Here is a 26,060-nt window from a genome sequence, read left to right as displayed (position 1 = left end):
TATAATGCCGTACATCGAACATGTATATGCACGCGAAGTGTTAGATTCTCGTGGTAATCCAACAGTAGAAGTAGAAATCCAAACAGAGTCCGGATACTTCGGACGTGCAATCGTACCATCGGGAGCTTCCACAGGAGAACACGAAGCAGTTGAGCTTCGTGACGGAGATAAATCTCGTTACCTGGGTAAAGGGGTACAAAAAGCAGTTGATAATGTAAATGATGTCATTGCTGAAGCTGTCATTGGTTTGGATGTAACGAACCAAGCAGGCCTTGACCTTACAATGATCGAACTGGATGGTACTGAAAACAAAGGGAACTTGGGAGCGAACGCAATCCTTGGTGTATCAATGGCTGCTGCCCACGCCGCTGCGGAATTTTCCGGTTTACCATTGTATCGTTACCTTGGAGGGTTCAACGCGAAACAACTTCCAACTCCAATGATGAACATCATTAACGGTGGATCACATGCAGACAACAATGTAGACTTCCAGGAATTCATGATCCTTCCTGTCGGTGCTCCTAGCTTCAAAGAAGCAGTTCGTATGGGTGCCGAAGTATTCCATGCATTGAAATCCGTTCTTTCTGCTAAAGGCTTGAACACGGCTGTTGGCGATGAAGGTGGCTTTGCTCCTAACCTTGGTTCAAACCGTGAAGCGCTGCAAGTCATCATCGAGGCAATTGAAAAAGCAGGCTATAAAGCAGGCGAAGATATCTACCTTGGTATGGACGTAGCTTCATCTGAATTCTATAACAAAGAAACAGGCAAATACGATCTTGCAGGCGAAGGCCGCAATGGCGTTACATCCGAAGAAATGGTTGCGTTCTATGAAGAGCTAGTGAATGAATTCCCAATTCTTTCAATTGAAGATGGCTTGGATGAAAATGACTGGGAAGGCCACAAGCTTTTAACTGAACGCATTGGTTCTAAAGTTCAATTAGTTGGTGACGATTTATTCGTAACGAACACAAAAAAATTGGCTGAAGGCATCGAAAAAGGCATCGGTAACTCCATCCTGATTAAAGTGAACCAAATTGGTACACTGACTGAAACGTTTGAAGCAATCGAAATGGCTAAGCGCGCAGGCTATACTGCAGTCGTTTCCCACCGTTCCGGTGAAACGGAAGATGCAACTATCGCTGACATCGCCGTTGCAACAAACGCAGGACAAATCAAAACAGGTTCCATGTCCCGTACAGACCGTATCGCTAAATACAACCAACTTCTTCGCATCGAAGATCAGCTTGGTGACTTGGCTGTATATGCAGGCTTGAAATCTTTCTATAACTTGAAGAAGTAATCACTGCAAAGCCAGCTTCTGACGAGAAGCGGATGGAGTGAGCACCTCCCATTCAATGTGGTAATCCACATTTTGAATGGGAGGTTTTTTATGTATACTGAAGGGTGGAAAGTAAGGACGTTTGAGGCTTGCATTCATATTAGTCAGTCCCTATTTTTTAGTGAAAATGGAACATATCTAACTATCATTAACATGATAATTACAACCTTTACTAGATTTTAGCAGCGGTAACGCTACCAAAGTAGCGTGGTTTAAGCCATTTAATCAAACGTTTGATTAATACATTTCAGACAAAAAAAGGTGCCGCATCTGGGCACCTTTTTTTAATTATCCGACACAGCTTCTACTGGAACGGCATTATAGTATTCTTCTAATGTACTCTTCGTTTCAAAAATTTCAGTTGCAGCATCAACACCGACATAGCGGATGTGCCATGGTTCGTATTTATAGCCTGTGATGTTTTCCTTGCCTTCTGGATAGCGGATGATAAATCCGTATTCATGGGCGTGTTCAGCAAGCCAGGCGGCTTCATTCGTGTCACCGAAGCAGTCCTGGGCGGCACATGCACCGTCATGGGTCGTGACGTCAATCGCTAGACCTGTTTCATGCTCGCTTGTCCCAGGCATTGCACTGTAGGTTCTCGCTTTTTCTTCCCCGTCTTTAGCCACATAGTTGTTAAAGACAGCGATTTGCGTTTGATGTGAACGGTAAGCGGAAACACCGGCAAAGTGCATGTTTTCGTTTTCGGCAGCTTGGAACAACTCTTCGAGTGCTTCTCCCGCTTCTTTTCGCATCATTCTTTTTTCAATTTTATCTTGAAAGATGAAATCCACTTTTGGATAGATAAGGTCATCAGGTTTGTAATCTTCCGGCAGGCTGTATTGTTTATTGACAAGTACAGGTATGCTTTTCGGGTTGGCTAATGTCTGAAGTCCATCCTGTGCGGGTTTAACCGTTTCATCAACTTCTACCTGGCGTTGAGTCGTTTCTTTTGAATCATTATTCTTATCAGTTTCTGTCTCCTTATTCTGGGAGCTCGGCTGTTCTTCTTTTGGCTCTTTTTTATCCTCGTTTGATTGGTCGAATGAGCATCCGGACAATAGAATGAAGGATGATAGAGCAGTTGCTGCAAATACAGATTTTAACATATGGAAGGCCCCTTGCTTTTAATATAAGATTTCCAATAAAGGTAGTTTTGAAAGATTATCGTGATAAGTAATCCCTTGTTAATTCACTTTGATATTTATCCAGAAATAAGCCAATCCAGATGACCATCAACAAAAAAGGATAATCATTTCGGATTGCGGTTTCCACGACGGGATCTGACCAAAAATGTGAAAGGAAACCAGATGACATTCTGATTGTCTCGAATGTGACCAGGGCATGAAGAGATAACCAAAGAATCGTAAGGGTATTTGTCCCAAACCCAATGACCGCTGCTATGATGCTCAGCAAGACGGCTGCTGCCCCGATTAGGAGGACATTAAAGCTAGATTGGAAAAAATCGATACCGCTATTGGAAAGTCCATTATAAATAATAGCAGTAAAATAAACGGTTGTCGTGATATATGCAGCAAATAATAAGTATCGATTTTCGTGATACTTTGCAAGCAGCAATAAAAGCGGTGATAGGATGATTAATAAGACACTTATAAGATTGCTTCCGCCTGTCCATAAAGAATATCCGGCAACCGCCGAGAATAGGATGGTCAGGAGATCAAGAATCCGAAGTATGGACTTAAACATGGTGACACCTCTTTCTTCTCTTTATGTAAAGTATCTCAAATTTTTATTCAAAAAGAAATCAATGACTATGGATGTTTAGGAATTCTTACCATTACAGTATAACAAAGATTGTAGATATTTAGTGTGTGTGGTAAAGTTAAAGTAAATGTTTATGGTTCTTCAGGAGGTGTAATTGCATGCATGCATTTCTCATAACGCTTTTAGTGATTGTCAGTATCGCCCTTATTGTGACGGTATTACTTCAATCAGGTAAAAGTGCAGGTTTATCAGGTGCGATAGCCGGCGGTGCTGAGCAGCTATTCGGAAAGCAAAAAGCACGCGGTTTAGATCTTGTTTTACACCGGGCAACGATAGTATTAGCCATTTTATTCTTTGCTTTAACTTTACTTGTTGCATTCTTTGATGTGTAATGGATCAAAAATGAGTCTAGCTAAATAGCTAGGCTCTTTTCTTTGCACAATAGTTGTATGAATAGATATAGTAATTTTAGTACTTAATGATAGGATAGGGAAAAATTTTTTTGGATGCTATTTACTGATAAAGGAGCTTATAATCATGAAAATCAAGCTGCAGCAGCCCTTTACTTTTGAAGGCGGAAAAAGAGCTGTCTTACTATTACATGGATTTACGGGAAATTCCGCTGATGTACGGATGCTTGGACGCCACCTGGAGAAGCATGGATATACGTGCCATGCCCCGCACTATAAAGGCCATGGTGTGCCGCCAGAGGAGTTAGTGGAAACGGGTCCAACTGATTGGTGGAAAGATGTCACGATGGCCTATGATTTTTTAAAGAGCAAAGGCCATGAAGAAATTGCTGTTGCAGGACTCTCTTTAGGAGGCGTATTTTCTCTTAAATTAGGTTACACTGTACCTATAAAGGGTATCGTATCAATGTGTGCGCCTATGTATATCAAAAGTGAAGAAATGATGTATAAAGGAGTTTTGGAGTACGCCAGAGAATTTAAGAAGTATGAAGGAAAAACACCAGAGCAAATAGAGCTGGAAATGGACCGCTTCGCTAATAAACCTATGAATACATTAAAGGCCCTTCAGGAATTGATAACGGATGTAAGGGAGCATATCGATCTAGTCTATGCACCGACATTTGTCGTTCAAGGGCGGCATGATGATGTCATCAATCCGAAAAGTGCCGATATTATTATCGATGCCATTGAGTCACCTGTCAAAAAGCTCAAGTGGTATGAAGAATCCGGTCATGTCATAACTCTTGATAAAGAACGTAACCAATTGCATGAAGATGTATTAGAATTTTTAGAAAGTCTGGATTGGTCCGAATAACAAAATTATCATACCCTGAATAGGAGGGTTTTTATGGAAGATAACATTCAAGAACACATTAATAAGCTTCTGACGTATATGACCGACGAAGCATATAAGCCGTTAACCGTACAAGAGCTTGAAGAGGCTTTGAAAATCGAAGACTCGGCAGACTTCAAGAATTTCGTTAAGGCGTTAGTTAAGATGGAGGAAAAGGGATTGGTCGTCAGAACGAGAAGCAATCGTTATGGCCTGCCGCAAAAAATGAATTTATTTCGCGGTAAATTAACGGGGCATGCAAAAGGCTTTGCTTTTGTGACACCTGAAGATAATCCAGGAATGGATGATATATTCATCCCGCCAAATGAAACGGGTACAGCGATGCATGGAGATATCGTCATGGTCCGTGTATCTTCAGAGACATCAGGATCGAGACAAGAAGGTACTGTCATCAGAATCCTTGAACGCGGAATTACACAAGTGGTGGGTACATACTCTGAAAGTAAAAGCTTCGGTTTTGTCATCCCTGATGACAAAAAGATCGCAAGCGATATCTTCATTCCGCAGCATGCTTCACATGGAGCGGTAGAGGGCCATAAGGTTGTCGTCAAGCTTACTTCTTATCCTGAAGGACGCGTAAGTGCTGAAGGTGAAGTCATTGAAATTCTTGGACATAAGAATGACCCTGGTGTGGATATTCTTTCCGTGATCCATAAATATGGCTTGCCGATGGAGTTCCCAGAGGACGTCATGGATCAAGCCAATGCCGTTTCGGATACCATTGAAGAAAGTGAAATAGGCAACCGCAGGGATTTGCGGAATGATGTTTTGGTAACGATTGATGGAGCAGACGCGAAGGATTTGGATGATGCCGTTACGGTTTCGAAGCTTGAAAATGGCAATTACAAGTTGGGTGTACATATTGCCGATGTCAGCCATTATGTAATGGAAGGTTCACCGATCGATAAGGAAGCTCTTGAAAGAGGAACGAGCGTTTATTTGGTGGACAGGGTCATTCCGATGATTCCGCATCGTTTATCAAATGGGATTTGTTCTTTGAACCCACAAGTCGATCGCTTTACACTGTCTTGTGAGATGGAGATCACGCCAAGTGGGCAAGTCGTCAACCATGAGATTTTTGAAAGTGTCATTAAAACGACGGAACGGATGACATATGGAAATGTGAACAAAATTCTTGTGGAAAAAGATGAAGAACAGCTCGAACGTTACGAAGCGTTAGTGCCGATGTTCCAGGATATGGAGAAGCTAGCGGCCATTCTTCGTAAAAATCGGATGAACCGCGGTGCAATCGACTTTGACTTCAATGAAGCAAGAGTTATCGTAGATGAAGAGGGACATCCGACTGATGTTGTTTTACGGGAAAGATCGGTTGCGGAAAAGCTGATTGAAGAATTCATGCTTGCGGCTAATGAAACCGTTGCAGAGCATTTCAACCGTCTTAAAGTACCGTTCATTTACCGTATTCATGAAGATCCCAAACCGGAAAAGCTGCAGCGTTTCTTTGAATTCATCACGAACTTCGGGTATATTGTACGAGGATCGGCCAATGATGTTCATCCGAAGGCGTTACAGGAAATCATCGAGGCAGTAGCCGGTAAGCCGGAAGAAACGGTCATATCCACCGTTATGCTTCGTTCCATGCAACAAGCGAAATATGATCCGGAGAGCTTAGGCCACTTTGGATTATCAGCTGAGTTTTACACACATTTCACATCGCCGATTCGCCGTTACCCCGATTTGATCGTACACAGGTTGATCAGGACCTATTTGGTGGAAGGGAAACTCGATGAGGCTACGAAAGAGAAATGGAATGCCATTTTACCTGATATTGCCGATCATACATCGAAACGTGAACGCCGCTCCGTCGATGCCGAACGGGAAACCGATGATTTGAAGAAAGCGGAATATATGCTTGATAAAATCGGAGAAGAATATACCGGGATCATTGGATCCGTTACGAATTTCGGAATGTTCGTCGAGCTGCCAAACACCATTGAAGGACTTGTCCATGTCAGCTTCATGACGGATGATTATTACCGCTTCGATGAGCGTCAGCTTGCAATGATCGGGGAACGCACAGGTAATGTGTTCAGGATTGGCGATGAGATCAACGTACGTGTTTCCAACGTCAATAAAGAAGAACGCGCCATCGATTTCGAGATTATTGGCATGAAGGTAAGCCGTCCGCGTCCATCTGGCGAGAAGAAAATATTCAAGGCCAATTCAGGTGAACGTAAACGGGGCCGTGGTGGCAATGGTGGACGTAACGAAGGGAAAGGCGGCGGCCGCGGAGGTAACCGCAATGGAGATGCGCCTTCTTCCGATAGAAAACCGAAAAAGAAGAAAAAATTCTTCGAAAATGCGCCGGCAGCCAAGCGCAAGAGAAAACCTAAAAAGAGATAAGATTGAGGTGAGGGGATGATTCATTCCTCCTCTCACCGCGATTGGATGTAAAAAGGGGAGAGTACGATGCCAAAAGGCTCAGGTAAACAACTAGCACAAAATAAAAAAGCATATCATGATTTCTTCATTGAACAAACATTTGAAGCAGGCATCGTTTTGAAAGGGACCGAAATCAAGGCAATCCGCGCGGCCCGAGTGAATTTGAAGGATGCCTTTGCTAAAATAGAAAATGGTGAAATCTATCTTCATAATATGCATGTCAGTCCTTATGAGCAGGGAAACCAGTTTAACCATGACCCGTTGCGGACAAGGAAGCTTCTTTTGCATAAGAAAGAAATCAGTAAATTGATCGGTACAACAAAGGAAACAGGTTATACCATCGTCCCGTTGAAAATGTATTTAAAGAATGGCTTTGCCAAAGTTTTAATTGGAATTGGAAAAGGGAAGAAACAATATGACAAGCGTGATGACCTGAAGAAGAAGGAAGCAAAACGTGATATTGAACGTGCTTTCCGTGATCGTCAGAAGATGTAGAACTGCCAAGACCTTACAATTGATTTTTTGAAGCAATCTGTTATAATTAAACCTGTACCGATGACAATTGAATATCAGCCAACTTGCTGACTATTCTTCTCTCGTACGCTCCATTTCAATCATGGGGACGTTACGGATTCGACAGGGATAGTTCGAGCTTAAGTTGCGAGTCGAGGGGATCGGCCTCGTTAAAACGTCAACGCCTATAACTGGCAAACAAAACAACAACCTAGCTTTCGCTGCGTAACAACAGTCGTTAGCTGTTCCTCCCTCCATGGCCCACGTGGTAGGGTAAGGGACTCACTCTAAGTGGGATACGCCGGAATCCACCGTCTGAGGATGAAGGAAGAGACCAATCAGACTAGCTGCTCTGCCGCCTGTCGATAGGCTAATGAGTTCGCGAAATGCGAATATATCGACTACACTCGTAGAAGCTTAAGTGCCGTTATGTCTGGACGTGGGTTCGACTCCCACCGTCTCCACCAATACATATATTGGTGGTTTTTTATTTGTTTTTTTTCAATCAATTCGTTTGCTTTTGTCGAAAAATCGATATATCGAATAATTCGTAGATATACCAGGAGTTTTCGATGATATATCTCCATTTTCGTTGATATATGGCTGAATTCGGAGATATACCTCCATTTTTCGAAGATAATCGGTAATATCGCTTTCCATTAAAGGAATATTCCTTGCTAGTGTAGATTTATTGGGAGAAACCAAGATTGGAGTGATGAAAATTGATTGTAAAACAACGAAAAGTCCCCCTTACTATCCTTAAATTACGTGCTTTAGTGCGCAGGCTTCCTCCGAATCATCCTAAGATCTCCTCAATCATGAATGATCTCAATAAAAGGGAAGCGGGCTATAAAGGGGAAAAGTCCATTGACTTTCCGCTAAGCTTTCTTGATTCGAAAAGATACTTTATCTTCCACGATTTAAGGCTGCAGGAGCAATCCCGTTTTTTTCAACTGGATACCTTATTAATCTCGAAGAAATTTGCCCTTATTATTGAAGTGAAGAATATAGCTGGCATGATTTATTTTGATTCGCATTTCAATCAGCTCATTCGAACGAAAGATGGAAAAGAGACGGCTTTTCCAGATCCCCTCATTCAAGTCAGCCGCCAGGAATCACAGTTGAAGAATTGGTTCTTGAAAAATGGCTTTCCCTCACTACCTATCCTTTCTTTGGTTGTTATCAGTAATCCCCAAACGATCATTCGTACTTCTCCTGAAAACCGTAAACTCCATTACAATGTTATCCATCCCGATGTGTTGCCCTCAAGAATCAACGTAATGGAGGATTCCATTACAGGTTCCATTTTAGGTGAAAAAGACTTAAAGAAAGTAGTTCGGATTATAAATAAGCATCATATCGAAGCCGCCTCTTCCATTCTGGAACGATACAATCTTACCGAAGAAGAACTTATCAAGGGAGTGATATGTGAGAATTGTAAGGGGAATCAGTTATTTAGAAGGCATAGCACATGGTTTTGCAATCAATGCCAACTATTCAGTAAAGATGCACATATCCAGGCTTTACGAAATTATTTTTATCTAATAGGCTCGACTATAACGAATCGGCAGTTGAGGGATTTTTTAAACATTTCCTCCTCATCCAGTGCAACGAGGATTTTGCAATCATTGAATCTGACAGGCCGTGGTGCGAATAAGGGGAGGGTGTACAGCCTTTTTTTTAATGAGTAAAAAACAGAGGTTGACCCTTAGGAGTCAACCTCTGTTCAAAATTATACTTTATTAATTATATCTTCTGTTAAAGAAGAGAATGTTTCCTCCAACGTATGAATCATCCAATCTACGGTGGATGCACCGATGGTTAATTTCTTCCTGAACTTTGGCTCAAAGGACATTCTTGAATGGTAAGTAAGATTTCTAGCTGGACTGTTTTTGATATTCCTTACCATGTTTAGTGCAGATTCCAACTCTATTCTTTCAATTCCTTACCCATTCCCTTTAGGAAGTGGACGCCAAAACCTATTGCCCGGTTTATGTCGGGATCATTCAACGTTTTCATTAAATCCAACACGCCGATTTTCTTATCGGCCTGGAGGAATTTGTTTCCTTCATCGATTCCTGCCAGTGCACTGTTTAGCAGTTTCGTGGATTGTGCGGCATCGGCGTTCATCAAGGCTCCTGTTGCACCCATAAGGGTATTGATCAGGTTTGTTACAGGTTGTCTTGTGACTTGTTGAAGCGCGATTTTTGCAATTTGTTCTTTTCCTTGAAGCATGGAGGTCGCGGCTTCGAATACTCCTGAGTCATTCAGTTCATTGACAATTTTAAACATATTGTTTAACGCATCTTCATTATTGGTGATCAGCGTTTTTAGTTCTTCTAGTTTTTGTAGCTTTATTTCTTCCTCAGTAATGGGATTATGGATTTCCGTAATGGGAGCTGCCATGACCTTTTCACCCTCCTTGTTTATTTTTCCGTTAAGTGAACATACCCTGGACGAGCCCACTTACGTTCAACCTCAACACCATTTTGGGGATGACGTTTTTTATTCCGTGGGTTGGTACCCGGCAGTGGGATTTCTCCGCTTGTACTTAATACTTCCATGCGGACCATCGTTTGTTTGTAAGCAGGAGTGCTTGTACGGTTATCATACACAGGGCCTGTCAAGAAATTAATGGCTGAGTCTTTATCCACTGAGTTCATTGGCAGGAAAAGCTCATTTGCTTGTACTCGGTCTGTAATCAGAACCTTTACTTTAACGGCTCCGAATGGTGAAGCTAAGCGAACAAGTCCGCCATCACTGACTTTTCGTTCTTTTGCAAGCTCGGGAGAAACCTCAACGAATATATCAGGAACTTTAGATTGAATGCCCTTGGATTTATTCGTCATATTTCCTTCATGGAAATGTTCAAGCATACGTCCATTGTTGATATGAAGATCATATTCCTCTGGGAATTGAGCAGGTTCCACCCAATCAGATAGAGCAAAACGGGCTTTCTTATCAGGGAAGTTGAAGCCATCCACATAAAGAAGCGGCGTGCTGGTACCATCATGGCTTCCCCATAGGAAGCTGTTCCAACCTTCAAGGACTTCATAATTCGCTCCGCTAAATAGTGGAGAGAGGCTTGCCATTTCCGCATAGATTTCACTAGGGTGCTTGTAGTTCCAATCCGCTCCTAAGCGTTTAGCAATCTCTTGGGTGATCCACCAGTCTGCTTTAGCTTCTCCTAAAGTAGGCAGTGCTTGGTATAAACGCTGTACACGGCGCTCCGTATTGGTAAACGTTCCGTCTTTTTCAAGAGATGGTACTCCTGGTAATACGACGTCTGCATATTGTGCGGTTCTGGAAAGGAAAATATCTTGAACAACAAAGAAATCCAAGCTCGATAATACGTTATGAACGTGGTTGGCATCAGAATCGACAAGTGCCATATCCTCACCGACAAGGTACATTGCTTTCATATCGCCTTTTTCAATTGCGTGAAGCATTTCGATATTGTTCATACCTGGTTGTCCATCAATTTTTACTCCATATGCTTTTTCGAATTTAGCCCGTGCTGCATCATCAGAAATATGCTGATATCCTGGAAGCCATGTTGGAAGAGTACCCATATCACAAGCACCTTGTACATTGTTATGGCCGCGAAGTGGATACGCTCCAGCTCCTGGACGGCGGTAGTTTCCTGTAGCTAGTAAAAGGTTGGAAATTGCAGCGGAAGTATCGGAACCACCAGTGTTTTGTGTTACACCCATTCCCCAAAGGATGCAAGTCCCGTCAGCATCACGAATCGTTTCAGCTACTTGAATTAGTGTTTCTTTTGTTATTCCTGTTTTTTGTTCTGCATATTCCAAAGTATATTTCTTAAGTATCTCTTTATAATCGTCGAAGAAATTCACATTTTCATTGATGAATTCGTGATCATGCCAGCCTTGATCGATTATATATTTTGTAACGGCCATAAGCCATACTTGGTCCGTACCTTGCTTTGGTCTCATAAAGAGATCAGAACGCTCTGCCATTTCATTTTTCCGAAGATCTGAAACAATCAGTTTTTGACCATGGAGTTTATGGGCCCGTTTAACGCGTGTTGCTAATACCGGATGGCCTTCTGCAGGGTTAGCACCGACGATGATGACAAGTCCTGCCGCTGCGATATCTTTAATCGTGCCAGCATCTCCACCCATTCCGACTGTACGGAATAATCCGTCTGTTGCTGGTGATTGACAATAACGGGAGCAATTGTCGACGTTATTCGTCTCGAAAACTTGTCGTGCCAATTTTTGTATCACATAGTTTTCTTCATTCGTGATCTTGGATGAAGAAATGAATCCGACTGAATTACCGCCGTGCTGTTGCTTGATCGAACCAAATTTTGAGGCAACCAAATCAAGTGCTTCATCCCAGCTTGATTCAACGAATTTCCCATTTTTACGAATCAGGGGCTTGGTCAAGCGTTTTTCGGAGTTTACGAAGTCCCAGCCGAATTTCCCTTTAACACATGTGGAAATGGCATTAACCGGGGCTTCATGAGTAGGCTGGACTTTAAGGATTGTACGGCCTTTTGTCCAAACTTCAAATGTGCAACCTACCCCACAGAACGTACAGACCGTTTTTGTTTTCTTCGTCCTTGTATCACGCATTGCCGCTTCAATTTCCGAAATGGCAAAAATCCCACTGTATCCAGGTTCCACCTCTTTAACAAGGTCAATCATGGGTTCAAGCATGTCGCTTTTCAAACCTGACATGAAACCAGCCTCACCCAGCATTGATTTCTCCATTAAAGCATTACAAGGACAAATGGTGACACACTGTCCGCAGCCTACACATGATGAGTTGTTGATTTCCGTTCCTTCATCCCAGATTACCCTAGGGCGATCTGCTTCCCAGTCGATGGAAAGCGTCTCATTGACCTGTAGATTTTGGCAGACTTCGACGCATTGACCGCATGCAATGCATTGATTGGCATCATAGCGGTAAAATGGATGGGACATATCGACGTCACCCAATTTCACTTTCGGTGTATAAGGATATTTTTGATGTTCGATTTCCATTAATTCTGCCGTGTTATGAAGTGTACAATTTCCATTATTATTATCACATACTGTACAGTATAATGAATGATTTTCCAGGATCCGGTCCATTGCTTCGGTTTGGGCTTCTTTTGCCTTTCTTGAGTCCAAGGCAATATCCATGCCGCTCACTGCCACTGTCGAACATGATCGGACGAGCTTTCCGTCGACCTCGACGATACAAGTGTCACATGTTTGGATTGGATCCACTTCAGGGACATAACAAATTTGCGGATGGGCTATCTCATTTTGATTGATAACTTCAAGGATTGTTGATCCGGTTTTTGCCGTATGCTCCAACCCATTAATTATTATAGTAATATACGAATCACTCATAATATATCCCCCTTTTAGAGCTGAAAACACGTAAAAAAACCACCATGATTACACCTCCAGCTCTAAAACGGTTGTGTAAGTCATGGTGGAATAGTTTAATAGCAAAACTTGCCAATATACCAATCATACCATTATGTATAGGTATTGAAAAAGATAGGGACACAACAATACAATATTGCATACCCAACTTTCATCACTGATATTATACCTTTAATTCCAGAAAGAAACAATCCTGTATAAGGGCTGCAACTTCCAAATTCCTTTTGTTTTTTGTTGATTTATGATAAGACAATTAAGAAGAAGAAAATTCCTTGATTAGGAGTGAGGTTAATTTGTCAAAAGTAATTCATGAATTCAATGATATAATCCGCAAGCTTCGCAAGGAACTATTCGGGAAAGGTCCGGAACGCATACACACAGTTTTCGTCGAAAACATGGCCGTTTCTACATTATATGGGAATTTGACTCCGACGGAAATGTTCATATCAAGATCAGAGGAAGGAAGGGATATGGTCCATTCTGCTCGAACCAAAATGATTCAGGATGTGTATTCGGAGAGTCCTCCTGATGGAATGGAAGAACTGGTTGGGGCTAATCTGGTCCATTTGTTTACAGACATCAAAGTTAAAGAGAACATAGCGATTTCCGTATTTGTATTTGATAAGAATTTAGCGGATAAACTAAACGGGCATTGACCAGGTATGGTAAATCGATGTTCCTTACCAATGGTCGATTGGCTCCTGGATATTAAAAGGGAGTGGAAACGTGAAAGCGATTGAAATGAAGAGGGATATCATCCGGATAACCAAAGGCAACATGAAGCGAACGGAAGATACGATCGTAACGGAGTTTCCCGTTACAGTGAAAATAAATGGCCAGGAATTCGTTACGATGGTTTGCACACCTGAGTACATCGAAGATATGGTGATTGGTTATTTGGCTTCTGAAGGCATCATCAAAAAATATGAAGAGATAAAAGAAATCTGGGTCCAGGAAAAAGAGGGATTTGTTCATGTGAAGACAGATAAAGTGAACCCTTACTACCAGGACTTTCAAAATAAGCGATATATAACGTCTTGCTGCGGGATGAGCAGACAAGGTTTCGTCTTTGTGAATGATGCGTTGACTGCCAAGAAAATGGATAATGTATCGGTAAAACTAACACCTAATGATTGCTTCCGCTTGATGAAGGACTTACAAAATTCTGCTGTCACCTTTCAGAATACGGGCGGAGTCCATAATGCTGCATTATGTGATGTCGATGGCCTCGTATTGAGCAGGATGGACATCGGACGGCATAACGCTTTGGACAAAATATATGGTCATTGCTTGAAAAATGGTATTTCGATAGAAGGAAAAGCCATCGTGTTCAGTGGCCGGATTTCATCGGAAATTCTATTGAAAGTGGCGAAGATCGGCTGTGAACTGATACTCTCGAAATCCGCTCCAACGGAATTGGCTTTGGAGTTGGCTGAAGGATTGGGAATTACCACGGTCGGATTCATTCGTAATGATTCCATGAATATCTATACTTGCCCAGAGAGAATTCAATTAAATGAATGACTGAGCATCCCCCGCTTGAATGGGCAAGAGAATGCGATTATGGGAAGGTCCTTGCCTGCATGGCTTGGGCTTTTTTACTTTGTAAAAGGATATAACCAACATGCCATTTATGGTAAGTTTAATAAAACAAACAGGAAAATCGGTATCGGGGGAAGGGTTATGAATGAAAGGGATTGGCATATTTTAAAGGTGTTACATGAGCACAAGAATATTACTAAAACGGCGCAAAGTTTATATATCTCTCAACCTTCTTTAACGAAACGAATTCAACAAATGGAGAAGGAATTCAATTTAAAAATTGTTGAGCGGGGAACAAGAGGAGTCCAATTCACCCCTCAAGGGGATTACTTGGCAATCTGTGCAGATGAGATGCTGATCAAGCTCCGGCAGATAAAAGAGACAGCGTTCAATATGGGTCAGGAGATCAGTGGAACATTACGGTTGGGTGTTTCCAACTATATTACGCTGCATAAATTGCCCGGCCTTTTGAAATTATTTCGTGAACGATATCCTAAAGTGGATTTCCATGTGACTACAGGTTGGAGCAAGGAAGTATTGAACCTCATTTACAAGGAAGAAGTCCATGTCGGGATTGTCAGGGGGGACTATCAATGGGCAGGGGCAAGGCATCATCTTTTTGAGGAAACGATTTGTATTGCTTCCAAGGAAAAAATCGAAGTCCGGGATCTGCCCTCAATGCCGAGGATTGATTATGGGACAGATGCTCTTTTAAAAACAATGATCGATAATTGGTGGAGAGACAATTTTTCAGGGCCTCCTTTGGTAGGGATGGAAGTGGACAAAGGGGATACATGCAAAGAAATGGTCAGGAATGGACTGGGATATGGAATCCTTCCTAGTGTTTTATTGGAGAAAGACCAAAATCTCCGTCAAATGGATTTGAAGGATAAGCAAGGAAATCTGCTTATAAGGAATACGTGGATGTTATATCATGAAAAGTCGCTGGAATTAAGGCTGGTCAAAGAGTTTGTCCAATTTGTCAAGGACGTCGATTTCATGAAGGATATTTAAAAAGGCACAGAAACTTCTGTGCTTTTTTTTTGTCATTCCATTTTTGAATCGGTAACGATAAATTTTTGGTATTTTAATTATGGGTTTCTCGGCATTATGATAGATGGGAGATGTAAATCAACGGAGGTTTGCCTAAGGAATGGAGAGGTAGTCAAATGAGTGTCCTGTTTCTAATCGTATTGAATGTCATTGTGCCGGTCTTTTTCCTTATAGGGGCGGGGGCCATTCTTCATCGTAAATTCAACCTGGATATGAATACGTTATCTAAATTGAATCACTTCCTGCTCATGCCGGCCATTAGCTTTGTCAATATATATCATAGTAATATGGGTGGGGGAATGATCGTCCAAATATTTGGCTTCCTTGCTCTGCAAGCTGGAAGTCTCATCATAGTGAGTACAGTGATTGCCAAACTCGCGAAGTTTGATCAAAGTCTTTCTGCCACGTTTAAAAATAGTGTGGTCCTAAATAACTCAGCCAATTTCGGACTCCCCGTCAGCCAGATGGTTTTTCATTCCAATCCTCTTGGTCTGTCAATCCAAGTCATCGTGATCATCTTTCAAAATCTATTGAGTTATACCTATGGATTGATGAATTCCGTTTCCGTCCATACAAAAAGTGCAAAGGGTGCCATGCGCGAGTTCTTGAAGAACCCCGTCATTTATGCTCTCTTACTCGGTTTCCTATTACAAGAGGCTTCTTTCGATATTCCTCTGTTTTTATGGACCCCAATTGATAATATCGCGAGTGCATTCATAGCCATTGCCCTGATTACATTGGGGGCACAGAGTGCTTACTTGAAAATAACCCATTTCCCACTTCCGCTTATTCTTAGCTTGATTGGACGCTTAATACTCTCACCATCCATCGCATTCCTGATCATCCACATGCTTGGTTTGGAAGGGACTGTGGCTCAAGGGTTATTTATCGCGAGCTCATTTCCAACATCAAGAAACAGCGCATTATTCGCTTTAGAGTATGGCAACCATCCGGAGTATGCGGCACAGACGGTCTTGATGTCCACTTTATTCAGCAGTATAACGGTAACATTGGTCGTATATCTATCAAAAATTCTATTCTAGTTGGACTGCTCTTAATGGGCAGTCTTTTTCCCCTTTTCCTGCTATAAAACTTTATGAACAATATGAAGATTATGGAATTTATGCATTTTAGTTTAATAATTAAAGAAAATCAAGATATTTTTGTAGAATGAAGAAAACGCTTTCAAAAGGGGGATTCATATGTTTTCTCGTAAAAAGATTTCTGCGGTACTATTGGCAAGTTCGTTAGCTTTAAGTTTAGGTGCATGTGGCAGTAGTTCGGATACATCAGGCGAAAAGAAAGAAAGTACAGGTTATCCGAAAAAAGCCATAACGATCGTTGCTCCTTCGGGTGCAGGTGGAGGATGGGATTTAACAGCCCGTTCATTTACGAAGGTCTTAGGTGAGACAAAACTGGTGAACCAGCCTTTAACCGTCGAAAACAAACCTGGTGGCGGGGGTGCTGTCTTCATGGCCGATTATGCAACACAGCAAGCGGATAATAACGACATGCTTTTCGTGAACTCACCGCCTGTCATCATCAATAATCTTAAAAAAGAGGGCAACAGTCCTTATGGATATAAAAATACGACTCCTTTGGCACAGCTGACAAAAGATTACGGAGCGATAGTGGTAAAGGCGGATTCTGAATTCAAGGATTTGAAATCCTTGTTGGAAGTGGTGAAGAAAGATCCGCGCAAGTTAACTTTTGCAGGAGGATCGGCTCCGGGATCCATGGATCATTTGATTTCCATTCTACCGGCATATGAATACGGATTGGATCCAACTAAGCTTAAATATGTCTCCTACGACGGCGGAGGGGAAGCGATTACGGCATTGCTTGGAGGGAATGCAGATGTAATCGGGACGGATGCCTCCAGCGTCAGGGAATTCTTAAAAGCAGGAAAAATCAGAGTATTGGCCGTAACCTCGACGGAGCGTCTTGGTGGAGATCTGAAAGACATACCGACGGCAAAGGAACAGGGTATAGATGCGGAATTCACGATTTGGAGAGGCGTATTTGGACCTCAGAATATGTCTGAAGAAGCGAAAACATTTTGGGACAAATCCATTGCGAAGTTAGTGGAAACTTCTGAATGGAAGAAGGAAGTGGAAGTTCAAGGATGGGAACAAGAATATAAAAATAGTGAAGAATTCGGCAAGTTTTTAGAAGAACAGGAGAAACAAGTGCAGCAATTATTAGAAGCCTTAGGCATGGAAAAATAATGGGGAGGAAGGAGGTGCTTTCACCTTCTTCTTATTTTCTGAAATGGGGGGACAAGGATGGACGTGAAATTTGATCGCTTTGCATCTGTAGCCTTTCTGGCTGTTGGAGTGCTGTTTATGATAGGAAGCAGGAAGCTTGCCAGCTCGTCATATGGAAGTTCGGTAGGGCCGGATATTTTTCCATTTGTACTAGGACTTGTTCTTGCTGCTTTAAGTATACGCCTGTTCTATGAGGCATATCGGAGCAAGAGACAAGAAGCGAGAAAGGAAAAGCTGGAGTATAAGCCGTTTATCATCATTTTCCTCTCAACCTTACTTTATATTTTGACATTGGAAACGATAGGGTATGTCATTACGACTTTTCTCTTTTTGTTTGTTTGCTTTCAAACGATGGAACGGAATAAATGGGTGACATCCCTCATCATTTCCGCAGGATTTTCCGGAATCATCTATTTTTTATTCGTGAATGTTTTAAAGGGAACACTACCGGGTTGGCCAATCTGGTTTTCATAAGAGGAAGGGGGATGGGAAGTGGGAACTTTTGATTATTTATTACAAGGATTTGAAACGGCACTTACTTGGTATAACATACTTTTTGCATTTTTCGGAGTATTGATTGGTACCGCTGTAGGCGTTTTGCCGGGAATCGGGCCGATGAGCGGTGTGGCTCTTTTAATTCCGGTAACCGCATCGATCACAGGCGGACTTCCACAAGAGCAAGCTGCGACAAGCGCCATCATTTTACTTGCAGGTGTTTATTATGGAGCGATGTATGGAGGGTCGACAACGTCCATTCTATTAAATACACCTGGCGAATCCTCTTCTGTCGTCACTACTTTGGATGGCTACCAAATGGCAAAGAAGGGCAGGGCGGGGAGTGCATTATCCATTTCAGCCATCGGTTCCTTCGTTGGAGGGATCGTCACCCTTATCGCCATGATTGCGTTAGCTAAACCATTATCGGCGATTGCCATTAAATTCGGGCCGGCTGAGTATTTTTCGCTCATGCTTCTAGGCCTAGCGGCTGTCAGTGGACTGGCGGGGAAATCCGTAACCAAGGCACTGATCATGACGGTCTGCGGTTTGTTGATCGGGACGATAGGAATTGATAATGTATCCGGGATCGCCCGTTTTACCTTTGACCTTCCTTGGCTTTATCAAGGGATCGAATTCCTGACGATTGCAGTAGGTCTATTCGCCCTTGGAGAAGTTTTCAAGACGATATTGGAAAAAGAAGAGGACGATGGGGAGATTACGAAGATCAATAATTTGATTCCTTCCAAAGAAGAATTCAAGGAATCCGCGGGTCCCATTGCCAGGGGATCGCTCTTAGGTTTCTTTGTAGGAATCCTACCCGGTGCAGGGGCAACTCTTGCTTCTTTCTTCTCTTATCTTATGGAAAAACGCATTTCAAAAAAACCTGAGAAATTCGGTACTGGAGCGATTGCAGGAGTAGCAGGGCCTGAGACGGCTAATAACGCAGCTTCTGGTGGAGCGATGATTCCATTATTGACTCTGGGGATCCCAGGTTCCGGTACAACAGCCATCTTAATGGGGGCGCTCATGATGTACAATGTTCAACCTGGTCCATTATTATTCGAAGATCACCCTCAGGTAGCTTGGGGACTGATCGCCAGTATGTTCATTGGGAATCTGATGCTCCTCATCCTTAATCTCCCGCTCGTTAAGGTTTTTGCGAAAATCATTGAAACGCCCAAGAAGTACTTGATCCCGATCATTATCGCGATTTCCATCTTTGGTGTATATGCCGTACAAGTATCCACTTATGATTTATTGCTATTATTAGGATGCGGGGTTTTGGGTTATTTCTTGAGTAAAAATGATTACCCTATCGCGCCATTGGTATTGGGGTTGGTATTAGGCCCGATGATAGAAAACAATATGCGCAGGGCCTTGACCATATCCGATGGGGATTACAGCTTGTTTTTCACTAGGCCGCTTTCACTTGCCTTCCTGATTGTAACGGCACTATGGCTGCTCATTCCGGTTTTACTTAAGAAACGAGGGAAAGATGTTGTCATTAATATAGAAGGTTAATGAACAACATTTTCTGAATGTTTCGAAAAACTCCTTTTTTAAAGGGGTTTTTTTTTATATGATGTAAGAAGAGGTGGTTGAATGCGTTTACATACTAAGCTGATGCTGGGCATCTGCACGTTAATCATCTTAATTGGTGGAATCTTTGAAGTTATTTTTATAAATATCTTGGAAAGTAACCTGAAGCAGGAAACAGGGGAAAAAGCATTATCGGTTGCCCAAACCATTTCTTTGCTGCCTGAAATTCACCAGGCTTTTCGAACGGATAATCCTTCTGTAATCATCCAGCCCATGGCAGAAAAAATTCGCAGACAGATTGACGCGGAATTCATTGTTATAGGGGATGAGAATGAAAAGCGCCTGTCCCACCCTGATCCAAACTTGATTGGAAAGAAAATGGTAGGGGGAGATAACGCTGAGGTTTGGAATGGGAAATCCATCATCACGGAGTCAACCGGGACATTGGGTCCTTCCATAAGGGGGAAATCCCCGATAATGGCAGACGGAAAAGTAATTGGGGTAGTTTCTGTCGGTTACCTTCAGAACGATATTGAAAAAGAAGTGTCCAGTATACAAAGAAAGATAGTTTGGACCATTTCTTTTATTTTAATAGGAGGTTTATTAATAGCCTTCTTCATTTCCATAAATATAAAAAAGGCGATATTAGGGCTGGAGCCGAAAGAGATTGCTTGGATGTTTCAAGAGAAACATGCCATTTTGGAGTCGATTCATGAAGGAATCATCGCCATTGATGTTCATGGGAAAATTACGGTTGTCAATGAGACGGCGCATAAATTCCTTCATATTCCTAAAGATGTTGAGCTTCGCGGGAGAAAAATTGAAGAAGTCATTACACATACACATCTGCTTGATGTAGTCAGCACAGCACAGGCAGAGTATGATCAGGAATTTATGATTGACGGTGAGATTTTTTTGGCTAGCCGCATTCCCATTTTAAATAAACACGGAGAAGTCATCGGCGCTGTTGCAAGTTTGAGGAATAAATCCGAACTATCCAACCTACTTCAAGAGCTTTCCCATGTAAAGGCGTATGCAGAGGGGTTAAGAGCGCAGACACATGAATATTCCAATCGGCTCTATACTCTTCTTGGTCTGATTCAACTGGAGTCCTATAAAGAAGCGATAGATTTTATTTCGAAGGAAGTCGATGTTACCCAAGGTTTCATTCACTTTCTAATGAAGGAAGTGCCCGATCCGATTATTGCTGGGTTCATCTTAGGGAAAGTAAGTTTAGCCAGTGAGCTTAAAATTGATTTTACAGTTGATAGGGAGAGCAGTTTTAAAGATATTCCATCAGAGATAAATCGGGATTTATTAGTGACGATCATCGGTAACCTGATCAACAATGCCTTCGAAGCTGTGAGGGACCAAAGGGAGGGAAAAAAGGTATCGTTGTTCGTCACGGACTTAGGTAAAGAGTTGATCATTGAAGTGGAGGACAATGGAAAAGGGATGGATCCAGAAATTGCGGAACAAATTTTCCTAAACGGTTTTACGACAAAAAGCCATCAAACCAATTCAGGTATCGGCCTGAGCCTTGTTCAGGAAGCGATTGATGGATTAGGAGGATCTATCACTTTTTCAACGAAAGAAGCGGAATATACGATCTTTACTGTGGCCATACCAAAAAACAGAGGGGTGATTAAATGAAAGCCGTTCGTGATATAGAAGTTTTAATCGTAGAAGATGACTTACGGATTGCCGAGATACAGAAGCTATTCATCGAAAAGATTGAGGGGTTTCAAACGATCGGGATTGCGTCAAGTTATGTCGAGGCCAAAAGCTTCATTGAAATCATGCAGCCGGATCTATTACTGCTCGATATGTATTTTCCGGATATGAATGGCCTCGATATCCTAAAAGAAATCAAGCAGCAAAGCAAACAAAGTGATGTCATTATGATAACGGCGGCAAAAGAGATCGAAAAAGTCCAGGAAGCCATCAAGATTGGCATATTTGATTATATTATCAAGCCTGTCGTATTTGAACGCTTTAAGCAGTCCCTACTCCGATATCAAGAGTATCACATGAAACTGTCTGAATTAGAAGAAGGCAATTTTCCCATGACGCAGCAACAGGTGGACAAGCTTTTGCGAAAGGAAGTGAATGGCAACAGGGAAGGAGAACAGATTTCACTGCCGAAAGGGATCGATAGGATGACTTTGGAGAAGGTGATGCTTGTGTTGGGAAAAGCATCAGCTGGGTTAACTGCAGAAATAGTGGCGAAGGAAATGGGCGTGAGCAGGACAACGGCCAGGCGCTATCTTGAACACTTAATGTCGGAGGAAAAAATTGAAGCGGATTTAACATATGGCACGGTAGGAAGGCCTGAACGGGTATATGCCGTCAAAATATAAATGGGTTCGCCGGATGGCGGATCTGTTTTTTTTTGTTGGATTAAGTACATAGTCTGGCAGAAAATAGATTGGGATTGATTCGAAATTTGTATGGAATGTTACATGAGATTTTGAGTGAATTTATTATTTTTTGACGTGTAAAAATGATAAATGGGGAGAAAATACGTGTGAAAAGTGAAAGGGTAGACAAGTATATGACAATTGTCATGCCAGCCCATTGACGTTTATGACTACAGATGAACGGTGATCAATCCTATACTTAAGGAAGAAAGAGAGTGTCATTGAACACACGCTGCCGAGGCATGAATGAAAGCTGCCTTAAAAATGTAATCTCATCAATCCAATTAAACACTCCAGGTTTTAATATAGAGTTAAGAGGAGGAAATCATGAGTAACCATAATCAAAAACAATTGAGAAAAGACGTTGCGCCTTTTGAAAAATCCAATATTAAATCAAGTGTAAAACAGCTTATAAATACTTTTCCACCATTTTTCCTATTATGGTTTTTAGCTTATCAAAGCTTATCGATTTCATATTGGCTGACCCTGGCCCTTTCGGTTCTTGCTTCAGGGTTCGTGGTCAGGATCTTCATCATATTCCATGATTGCTGTCATCAATCGTTCTTCAAAAGCAGGAAAGCGAACAATATCCTAGGTACAATCAGTGGGATCGTCACATTATTTCCGTATGAGCAATGGAAGCATAGTCATTCCATACATCATGCAACCAGCAGTAATTTAAACAAACGCGGTACAGGAGATATTTGGATCATGACCGTTGATGAATATGTATCTGCCACATTCTGGGGACGTCTAGCTTACCGTTTATATAGAAATCCGATCGTCATGTTTGGTTTAGGGCCATTTTATCTATTCCTTGTGTCGAATCGCCTGAATGTAAAAGGTGCAAGAAAGAAAGAACGAATGAATACGTATTTGACAAATGCGGCCGTCGTTGTGATTTATGGTATATTATGTTTGGCTATCGGATGGCAGGCATTCTTGATGATCCAAGTACCGCTTCTTTTTGTAACGGGATCATTGGGCATCTGGCTGTTCTATGTACAGCATCAGTTTGAAGATTCTTATTTCGAAGAGGAATCAGAATGGGATTACGTGAAGGCTGCCATTGATGGAAGTTCTTATTATAAGCTTCCAAAGATTTTACAATGGGTAACAGGAAATATCGGTTTTCACCACGTGCATCACCTTAGTCCAAGAGTACCAAACTATAATCTGGAAAAAGTCCATGATTCTACCTTGCCTTTGCAACAGGCAACGACAATCACTCTTGGTTCAAGCTTAAAGTCGCTTCGCTTCCGCCTTTATGATGGCGAAAACAAAACGTTTGTAAGTTTTAAAGAGATGAAGCACCGTCTAAGCGATACAAAATCAAAGGTAGGAATCAATAACAAACGTCCAAGCCTTCAAGAAAAATAAATAGCTTATCAAAAAACCATTCAATTTCCATTGGATGGTTTTTTGATAAAACCCTGTAGTATATACTAGAAGTAAAAGAAAATGAGGCTGAGCCATGCAAAGTTGGTATCATATTTTTCCGAAGAACACAGGGCTAAGCCCATATGTGTGGATCATTTTTTGTATCCTTCCTTTTTATTTCATTTTTAAATCTTCATCGATGCTGGAGATTGTTTTTGGGATCGTCATGATCATTTTATTTTTCATTTCATATGGCCTCTCATTCGTTTCGAAGGGATGGCCCGTATACGTTTGGACTGCGATACAAATAGTCATATCCATTTCCATGACCATATTTTTCAGCTACATTTACTTTTCACTTTTTTTAGCATTCTTTATTGGGAATGTTCAAAATAAGGTTGGTTTTTTCGTATTATATTCAATCCAGCTATTAGCTACCATCGTATCAGTCAACATTGGGTTCATCATGAAAGATCCTACCTTCTTTTCGCAGTTTCCCTTTATGCTCATTTGTGTAGTTGGGGTGATTCTTCTTCCATTCAACACTTATAATCGGAATAAACGGGATAGGCTGGAAGAACAATTGGAAGATGCACATAAAAGAATATCCGAGCTTGGCAAAATGGAAGAACGTCAGCGAATTGCTCGTGATTTACATGATACACTTGGTCAAAAACTTTCTTTGATAGGCTTGAAAAGTGACCTTGCAGGGAAATTGATCGATTTAAATCCGGATTCTGCTAGGAAGGAAATCAAGGATATCCGCCAAACGGCGAGGACGGCACTTAAAGAAGTACGGGAAATGGTATCAGAAATGCGTGGGGCCAAGCTAAGTGATGAAATCATCCGGATCAGGCAAATATTGAAAGCGGCAGAGATCGATTTCAATTTGGAAGGCACCACGGAATTGCAAGATACCCCATTGCTTGTTGAAACGGTTTTAAGCATGTGTTTGAAAGAAGCGGTTACTAATATCATCAAACATAGCCGTGCCGACTCCTGTAATATCGTTATAGAAGAATTACAGACAGGAGTGACGATCAAAGTCCAGGATAATGGAGTGGGGCTTTCACATAAATCAGAGTTTTTTAAAGGCAATGGACTTCAAGGCATGAAAGAAAGGCTTGAATTCGTTAATGGCAGCCTGGATATTCAATCAACTGATGGAACCACTCTCTACATTAGGGTTCCGAATGCAATAAAAAATAATGGATAGGTGGGATTAACATTGATTCGAATCGTAATTGCTGAAGACCAGCGGATGCTGCTAGGTGCACTGGGTTCTATCCTTGATTTGGAAGAGGATATGGAAGTTGTCGGAAAAGCGAGCAATGGGGAAGAAGCAATGAATCTCGTCAATCGTTTAAAGCCGGATATCTGCATAACGGATATTGAAATGCCAGTTAAAACCGGGCTTGATGTAGCAGAAGAGATCAAGAATCAGGGCCATCAATGCAAAGTCATCATTTTAACCACTTTTGCACGTCCTGGGTATTTTGAAAGAGCCAGAAAGGCCGAGGTAGGGGGATATCTTCTGAAGGATAGCCCAAGTGAGGAATTGGCGAACTCGATCCGTGTCATCATGGATGGTCGGCGCATTTATGCTCCTGAGCTGGTGGATATGGCTTATGAAGAAGAAAACCCTTTGACTGAAAGAGAGTGTCAAGTACTGAAGTTGATAGCAGATGGTAAGAATACAAAGGAAATTGCCAGCCAACTTTATTTGACTAATGGGACGGTTCGCAATTATATTTCGGTGATTCTCGATAAATTGGATGTAAGCAATCGAGTTGAAGCGATTGTAAGATTCAAGGAAAAAGGCTGGTCAAAAGATTGATTAAAGGATTTGCCAAAGAGGGAGATCCTTTTTGGCGCGATTAGCCTGTTGGCTCCGTAAATCAGAATCAAAAAACACATGGTTTCGGTTAGGATATGATATATTAATTTTTATTCATTAGTATAGGAAGGAGATGACCATTATGCAAAAAGCTACATTTGCTGGAGGTTGTTTTTGGTGCATGGTGACACCATTTGAAGAACAACCCGGAATTGGAGGAATCGTATCCGGTTATATGGGAGGACAGGTTGAAAACCCAACTTACGAGGAAGTGAAGACGGGGAAAACGGGTCATTATGAAGTCGTTGAAATCACTTTCGATCCTCGATTATTCCCTTATGAAAGGCTGCTGGAACTGTATTGGCAGCAGATTGATCCAACAGACGACGGCGGTCAATTCCATGACAGGGGAAGTCAGTATTTAACGGCCATCTTCTATCATGATGATGTTCAAGAAAAATTGGCCAATGAAGCAAAAGAACAGGTAGCAACCAGCGGGAAGTTCAAGAAACCGATCGTAACGGAAATCCTTCCGGCCCAAACCTTCTATCCTGCAGAGGAATACCATCAAGACTATCATCAAAAAAACAAAGAGGATTATAAAGCGGACCGTGAAAAGTCAGGACGCGATGAATTCATTGACCAACATTGGGTTGGTAAATAAAAAGGACCGGGTGTGTGTTTTCACATGAAGTGAACCCAAAAAGTTAGACACTTTATTTAATTAGGCAGCCTTGAGGGCATGAATCCGGTAATCTACCGGGCTCATGCCTTTTAATTTTACCTTGATTCGTTGATGATTGTAGTAATGGATAT

General features: G+C 41.8%; 24 protein-coding genes and 1 other RNA gene. 20 read left to right on the top strand and 5 right to left on the bottom strand.

Annotated elements, in window-relative coordinates:
- Positions 1–4: 4 nt before the first annotated feature.
- Positions 5–1,300, top strand: a complete 1,296-nt coding sequence (eno, locus tag LQ203_RS13950; RefSeq protein ID WP_230158988.1) for a phosphopyruvate hydratase — start codon at positions 5–7, stop codon at positions 1,298–1,300.
- Positions 1,301–1,623: 323 nt separating this feature from the next.
- Here eno and LQ203_RS13945 read toward each other — a convergent pair whose 3' ends face one another.
- Together LQ203_RS13945 and LQ203_RS13940 are read right to left on the bottom strand one after the other, a co-directional pair.
- A complete protein-coding gene (locus LQ203_RS13945; RefSeq protein WP_230158987.1) occupies positions 1,624–2,448 on the bottom strand; it encodes a M15 family metallopeptidase in 825 nt (274 codons plus the stop codon).
- 55 nt (positions 2,449–2,503) lie between these two features.
- Positions 2,504–3,046 carry a hypothetical protein gene (locus LQ203_RS13940; RefSeq protein WP_230158986.1) on the bottom strand — a complete coding sequence of 181 codons (543 nt, stop codon included), beginning with the start codon at positions 3,044–3,046 and terminating at the stop codon, positions 2,504–2,506.
- Positions 3,047–3,222: 176 nt separating this feature from the next.
- On the opposite strand from LQ203_RS13940, the gene secG reads away from it, so the two are divergent.
- The 6 genes from secG to LQ203_RS13910 all read left to right on the top strand — a co-directional run bounded on the left by secG (position 3,223) and on the right by LQ203_RS13910 (position 8,994).
- Positions 3,223–3,456: a preprotein translocase subunit SecG gene (secG, locus tag LQ203_RS13935; protein ID WP_063233970.1), complete on the top strand. Its 234-nt coding sequence runs from the start codon at positions 3,223–3,225 to the stop codon at positions 3,454–3,456.
- A gap of 145 nt (positions 3,457–3,601) precedes the next feature.
- A complete protein-coding gene (locus tag LQ203_RS13930; protein ID WP_230158985.1) occupies positions 3,602–4,348 on the top strand; it encodes a carboxylesterase in 747 nt (248 codons plus the stop codon).
- Between the two features lie 33 nt (positions 4,349–4,381).
- Positions 4,382–6,751 (top strand): ribonuclease R, encoded by a 2,370-nt coding sequence (gene rnr, locus LQ203_RS13925; RefSeq protein WP_230158984.1) that lies wholly within the window; start codon positions 4,382–4,384, stop codon positions 6,749–6,751.
- 66 nt (positions 6,752–6,817) lie between these two features.
- Positions 6,818–7,285, top strand: coding sequence for an SsrA-binding protein SmpB (gene smpB, locus LQ203_RS13920; RefSeq protein ID WP_230158983.1), 468 nt, complete (start codon positions 6,818–6,820; stop codon positions 7,283–7,285).
- Positions 7,286–7,408: 123 nt separating this feature from the next.
- Positions 7,409–7,770: a transfer-messenger RNA gene (gene ssrA / locus LQ203_RS13915) on the top strand.
- A 255-nt stretch (positions 7,771–8,025) separates the two neighbouring features.
- Positions 8,026–8,994, top strand: a complete 969-nt coding sequence (locus tag LQ203_RS13910; RefSeq protein ID WP_230158982.1) for a nuclease-related domain-containing protein — start codon at positions 8,026–8,028, stop codon at positions 8,992–8,994.
- 238 nt (positions 8,995–9,232) lie between these two features.
- Here the strand turns inward: LQ203_RS13910 and LQ203_RS13905 are convergent, their stop codons facing one another.
- Together LQ203_RS13905 and fdhF are read right to left on the bottom strand one after the other, a co-directional pair.
- Positions 9,233–9,709: a DUF1641 domain-containing protein gene (locus tag LQ203_RS13905; protein WP_063233974.1), complete on the bottom strand. Its 477-nt coding sequence runs from the start codon at positions 9,707–9,709 to the stop codon at positions 9,233–9,235.
- A 20-nt stretch (positions 9,710–9,729) separates the two neighbouring features.
- Positions 9,730–12,669 (bottom strand): formate dehydrogenase subunit alpha, encoded by a 2,940-nt coding sequence (fdhF, locus tag LQ203_RS13900; RefSeq protein WP_230158981.1) that lies wholly within the window; start codon positions 12,667–12,669, stop codon positions 9,730–9,732.
- 332 nt (positions 12,670–13,001) lie between these two features.
- Between fdhF and LQ203_RS13895 the strand changes: the two genes are divergently transcribed.
- The 13 genes from LQ203_RS13895 (at position 13,002) to msrA (ending at position 25,908) form a co-directional block, all read left to right on the top strand.
- The gene (locus tag LQ203_RS13895) at positions 13,002–13,364 is read left to right on the top strand and encodes a DUF2294 domain-containing protein (protein WP_230158980.1); all 363 of its coding nucleotides are present in this window, start codon (positions 13,002–13,004) and stop codon (positions 13,362–13,364) included.
- Positions 13,365–13,434: 70 nt separating this feature from the next.
- Positions 13,435–14,232: a formate dehydrogenase accessory sulfurtransferase FdhD gene (gene fdhD, locus LQ203_RS13890; RefSeq protein ID WP_230158979.1), complete on the top strand. Its 798-nt coding sequence runs from the start codon at positions 13,435–13,437 to the stop codon at positions 14,230–14,232.
- 159 nt (positions 14,233–14,391) lie between these two features.
- Complete coding sequence (locus LQ203_RS13885; RefSeq protein WP_230159098.1) at positions 14,392–15,264, top strand: LysR family transcriptional regulator; 873 nt, start codon at positions 14,392–14,394, stop codon at positions 15,262–15,264.
- A 155-nt stretch (positions 15,265–15,419) separates the two neighbouring features.
- A complete protein-coding gene (locus tag LQ203_RS13880; protein ID WP_230158978.1) occupies positions 15,420–16,346 on the top strand; it encodes an AEC family transporter in 927 nt (308 codons plus the stop codon).
- 159 nt (positions 16,347–16,505) lie between these two features.
- The gene (locus tag LQ203_RS13875) at positions 16,506–17,531 is read left to right on the top strand and encodes a tripartite tricarboxylate transporter substrate binding protein (protein ID WP_230158977.1); all 1,026 of its coding nucleotides are present in this window, start codon (positions 16,506–16,508) and stop codon (positions 17,529–17,531) included.
- Positions 17,532–17,588: 57 nt separating this feature from the next.
- Positions 17,589–18,044, top strand: coding sequence for a tripartite tricarboxylate transporter TctB family protein (locus LQ203_RS13870; protein ID WP_230158976.1), 456 nt, complete (start codon positions 17,589–17,591; stop codon positions 18,042–18,044).
- Positions 18,045–18,062: 18 nt separating this feature from the next.
- On the top strand, positions 18,063–19,589 hold the full coding sequence (locus LQ203_RS13865) for a tripartite tricarboxylate transporter permease (RefSeq protein ID WP_230158975.1): 1,527 nt from the start codon (positions 18,063–18,065) through the stop codon (positions 19,587–19,589).
- Between the two features lie 81 nt (positions 19,590–19,670).
- Positions 19,671–21,260, top strand: a complete 1,590-nt coding sequence (locus LQ203_RS13860) for a sensor histidine kinase (protein WP_230158974.1) — start codon at positions 19,671–19,673, stop codon at positions 21,258–21,260.
- Entirely contained in the window at positions 21,257–21,967 is a 711-nt protein-coding gene (locus LQ203_RS13855; RefSeq protein ID WP_230158973.1) for a response regulator, read from the top strand. Before LQ203_RS13860 ends, LQ203_RS13855 begins: the two co-directional genes overlap by 4 nt.
- Positions 21,968–22,354: 387 nt before the next feature.
- A complete protein-coding gene (locus LQ203_RS13850) occupies positions 22,355–23,407 on the top strand; it encodes a fatty acid desaturase (protein ID WP_230158972.1) in 1,053 nt (350 codons plus the stop codon).
- Positions 23,408–23,501: 94 nt separating this feature from the next.
- Positions 23,502–24,623 carry a sensor histidine kinase gene (locus tag LQ203_RS13845; protein ID WP_230158971.1) on the top strand — a complete coding sequence of 374 codons (1,122 nt, stop codon included), beginning with the start codon at positions 23,502–23,504 and terminating at the stop codon, positions 24,621–24,623.
- 12 nt (positions 24,624–24,635) lie between these two features.
- The gene (locus tag LQ203_RS13840; RefSeq protein ID WP_230158970.1) at positions 24,636–25,244 is read left to right on the top strand and encodes a response regulator transcription factor; all 609 of its coding nucleotides are present in this window, start codon (positions 24,636–24,638) and stop codon (positions 25,242–25,244) included.
- A 142-nt stretch (positions 25,245–25,386) separates the two neighbouring features.
- Positions 25,387–25,908, top strand: coding sequence for a peptide-methionine (S)-S-oxide reductase MsrA (gene msrA / locus LQ203_RS13835; protein ID WP_230158969.1), 522 nt, complete (start codon positions 25,387–25,389; stop codon positions 25,906–25,908).
- 60 nt (positions 25,909–25,968) lie between these two features.
- Here msrA and LQ203_RS13830 read toward each other — a convergent pair.
- On the bottom strand, positions 25,969–26,060 hold a 92-nt coding region (locus LQ203_RS13830), incomplete at its 5' end, for an IS3 family transposase (RefSeq protein ID WP_230156708.1).

It is taken from the genome of Peribacillus sp. Bi96, from assembly GCF_918698115.1.
Lineage (GTDB): Bacteria > Bacillota > Bacilli > Bacillales > DSM-1321 > Peribacillus.
The sequence above is the reverse complement of the archived record's forward strand: the minus strand, read 5'-3'. Positions and strand labels throughout refer to the sequence as shown.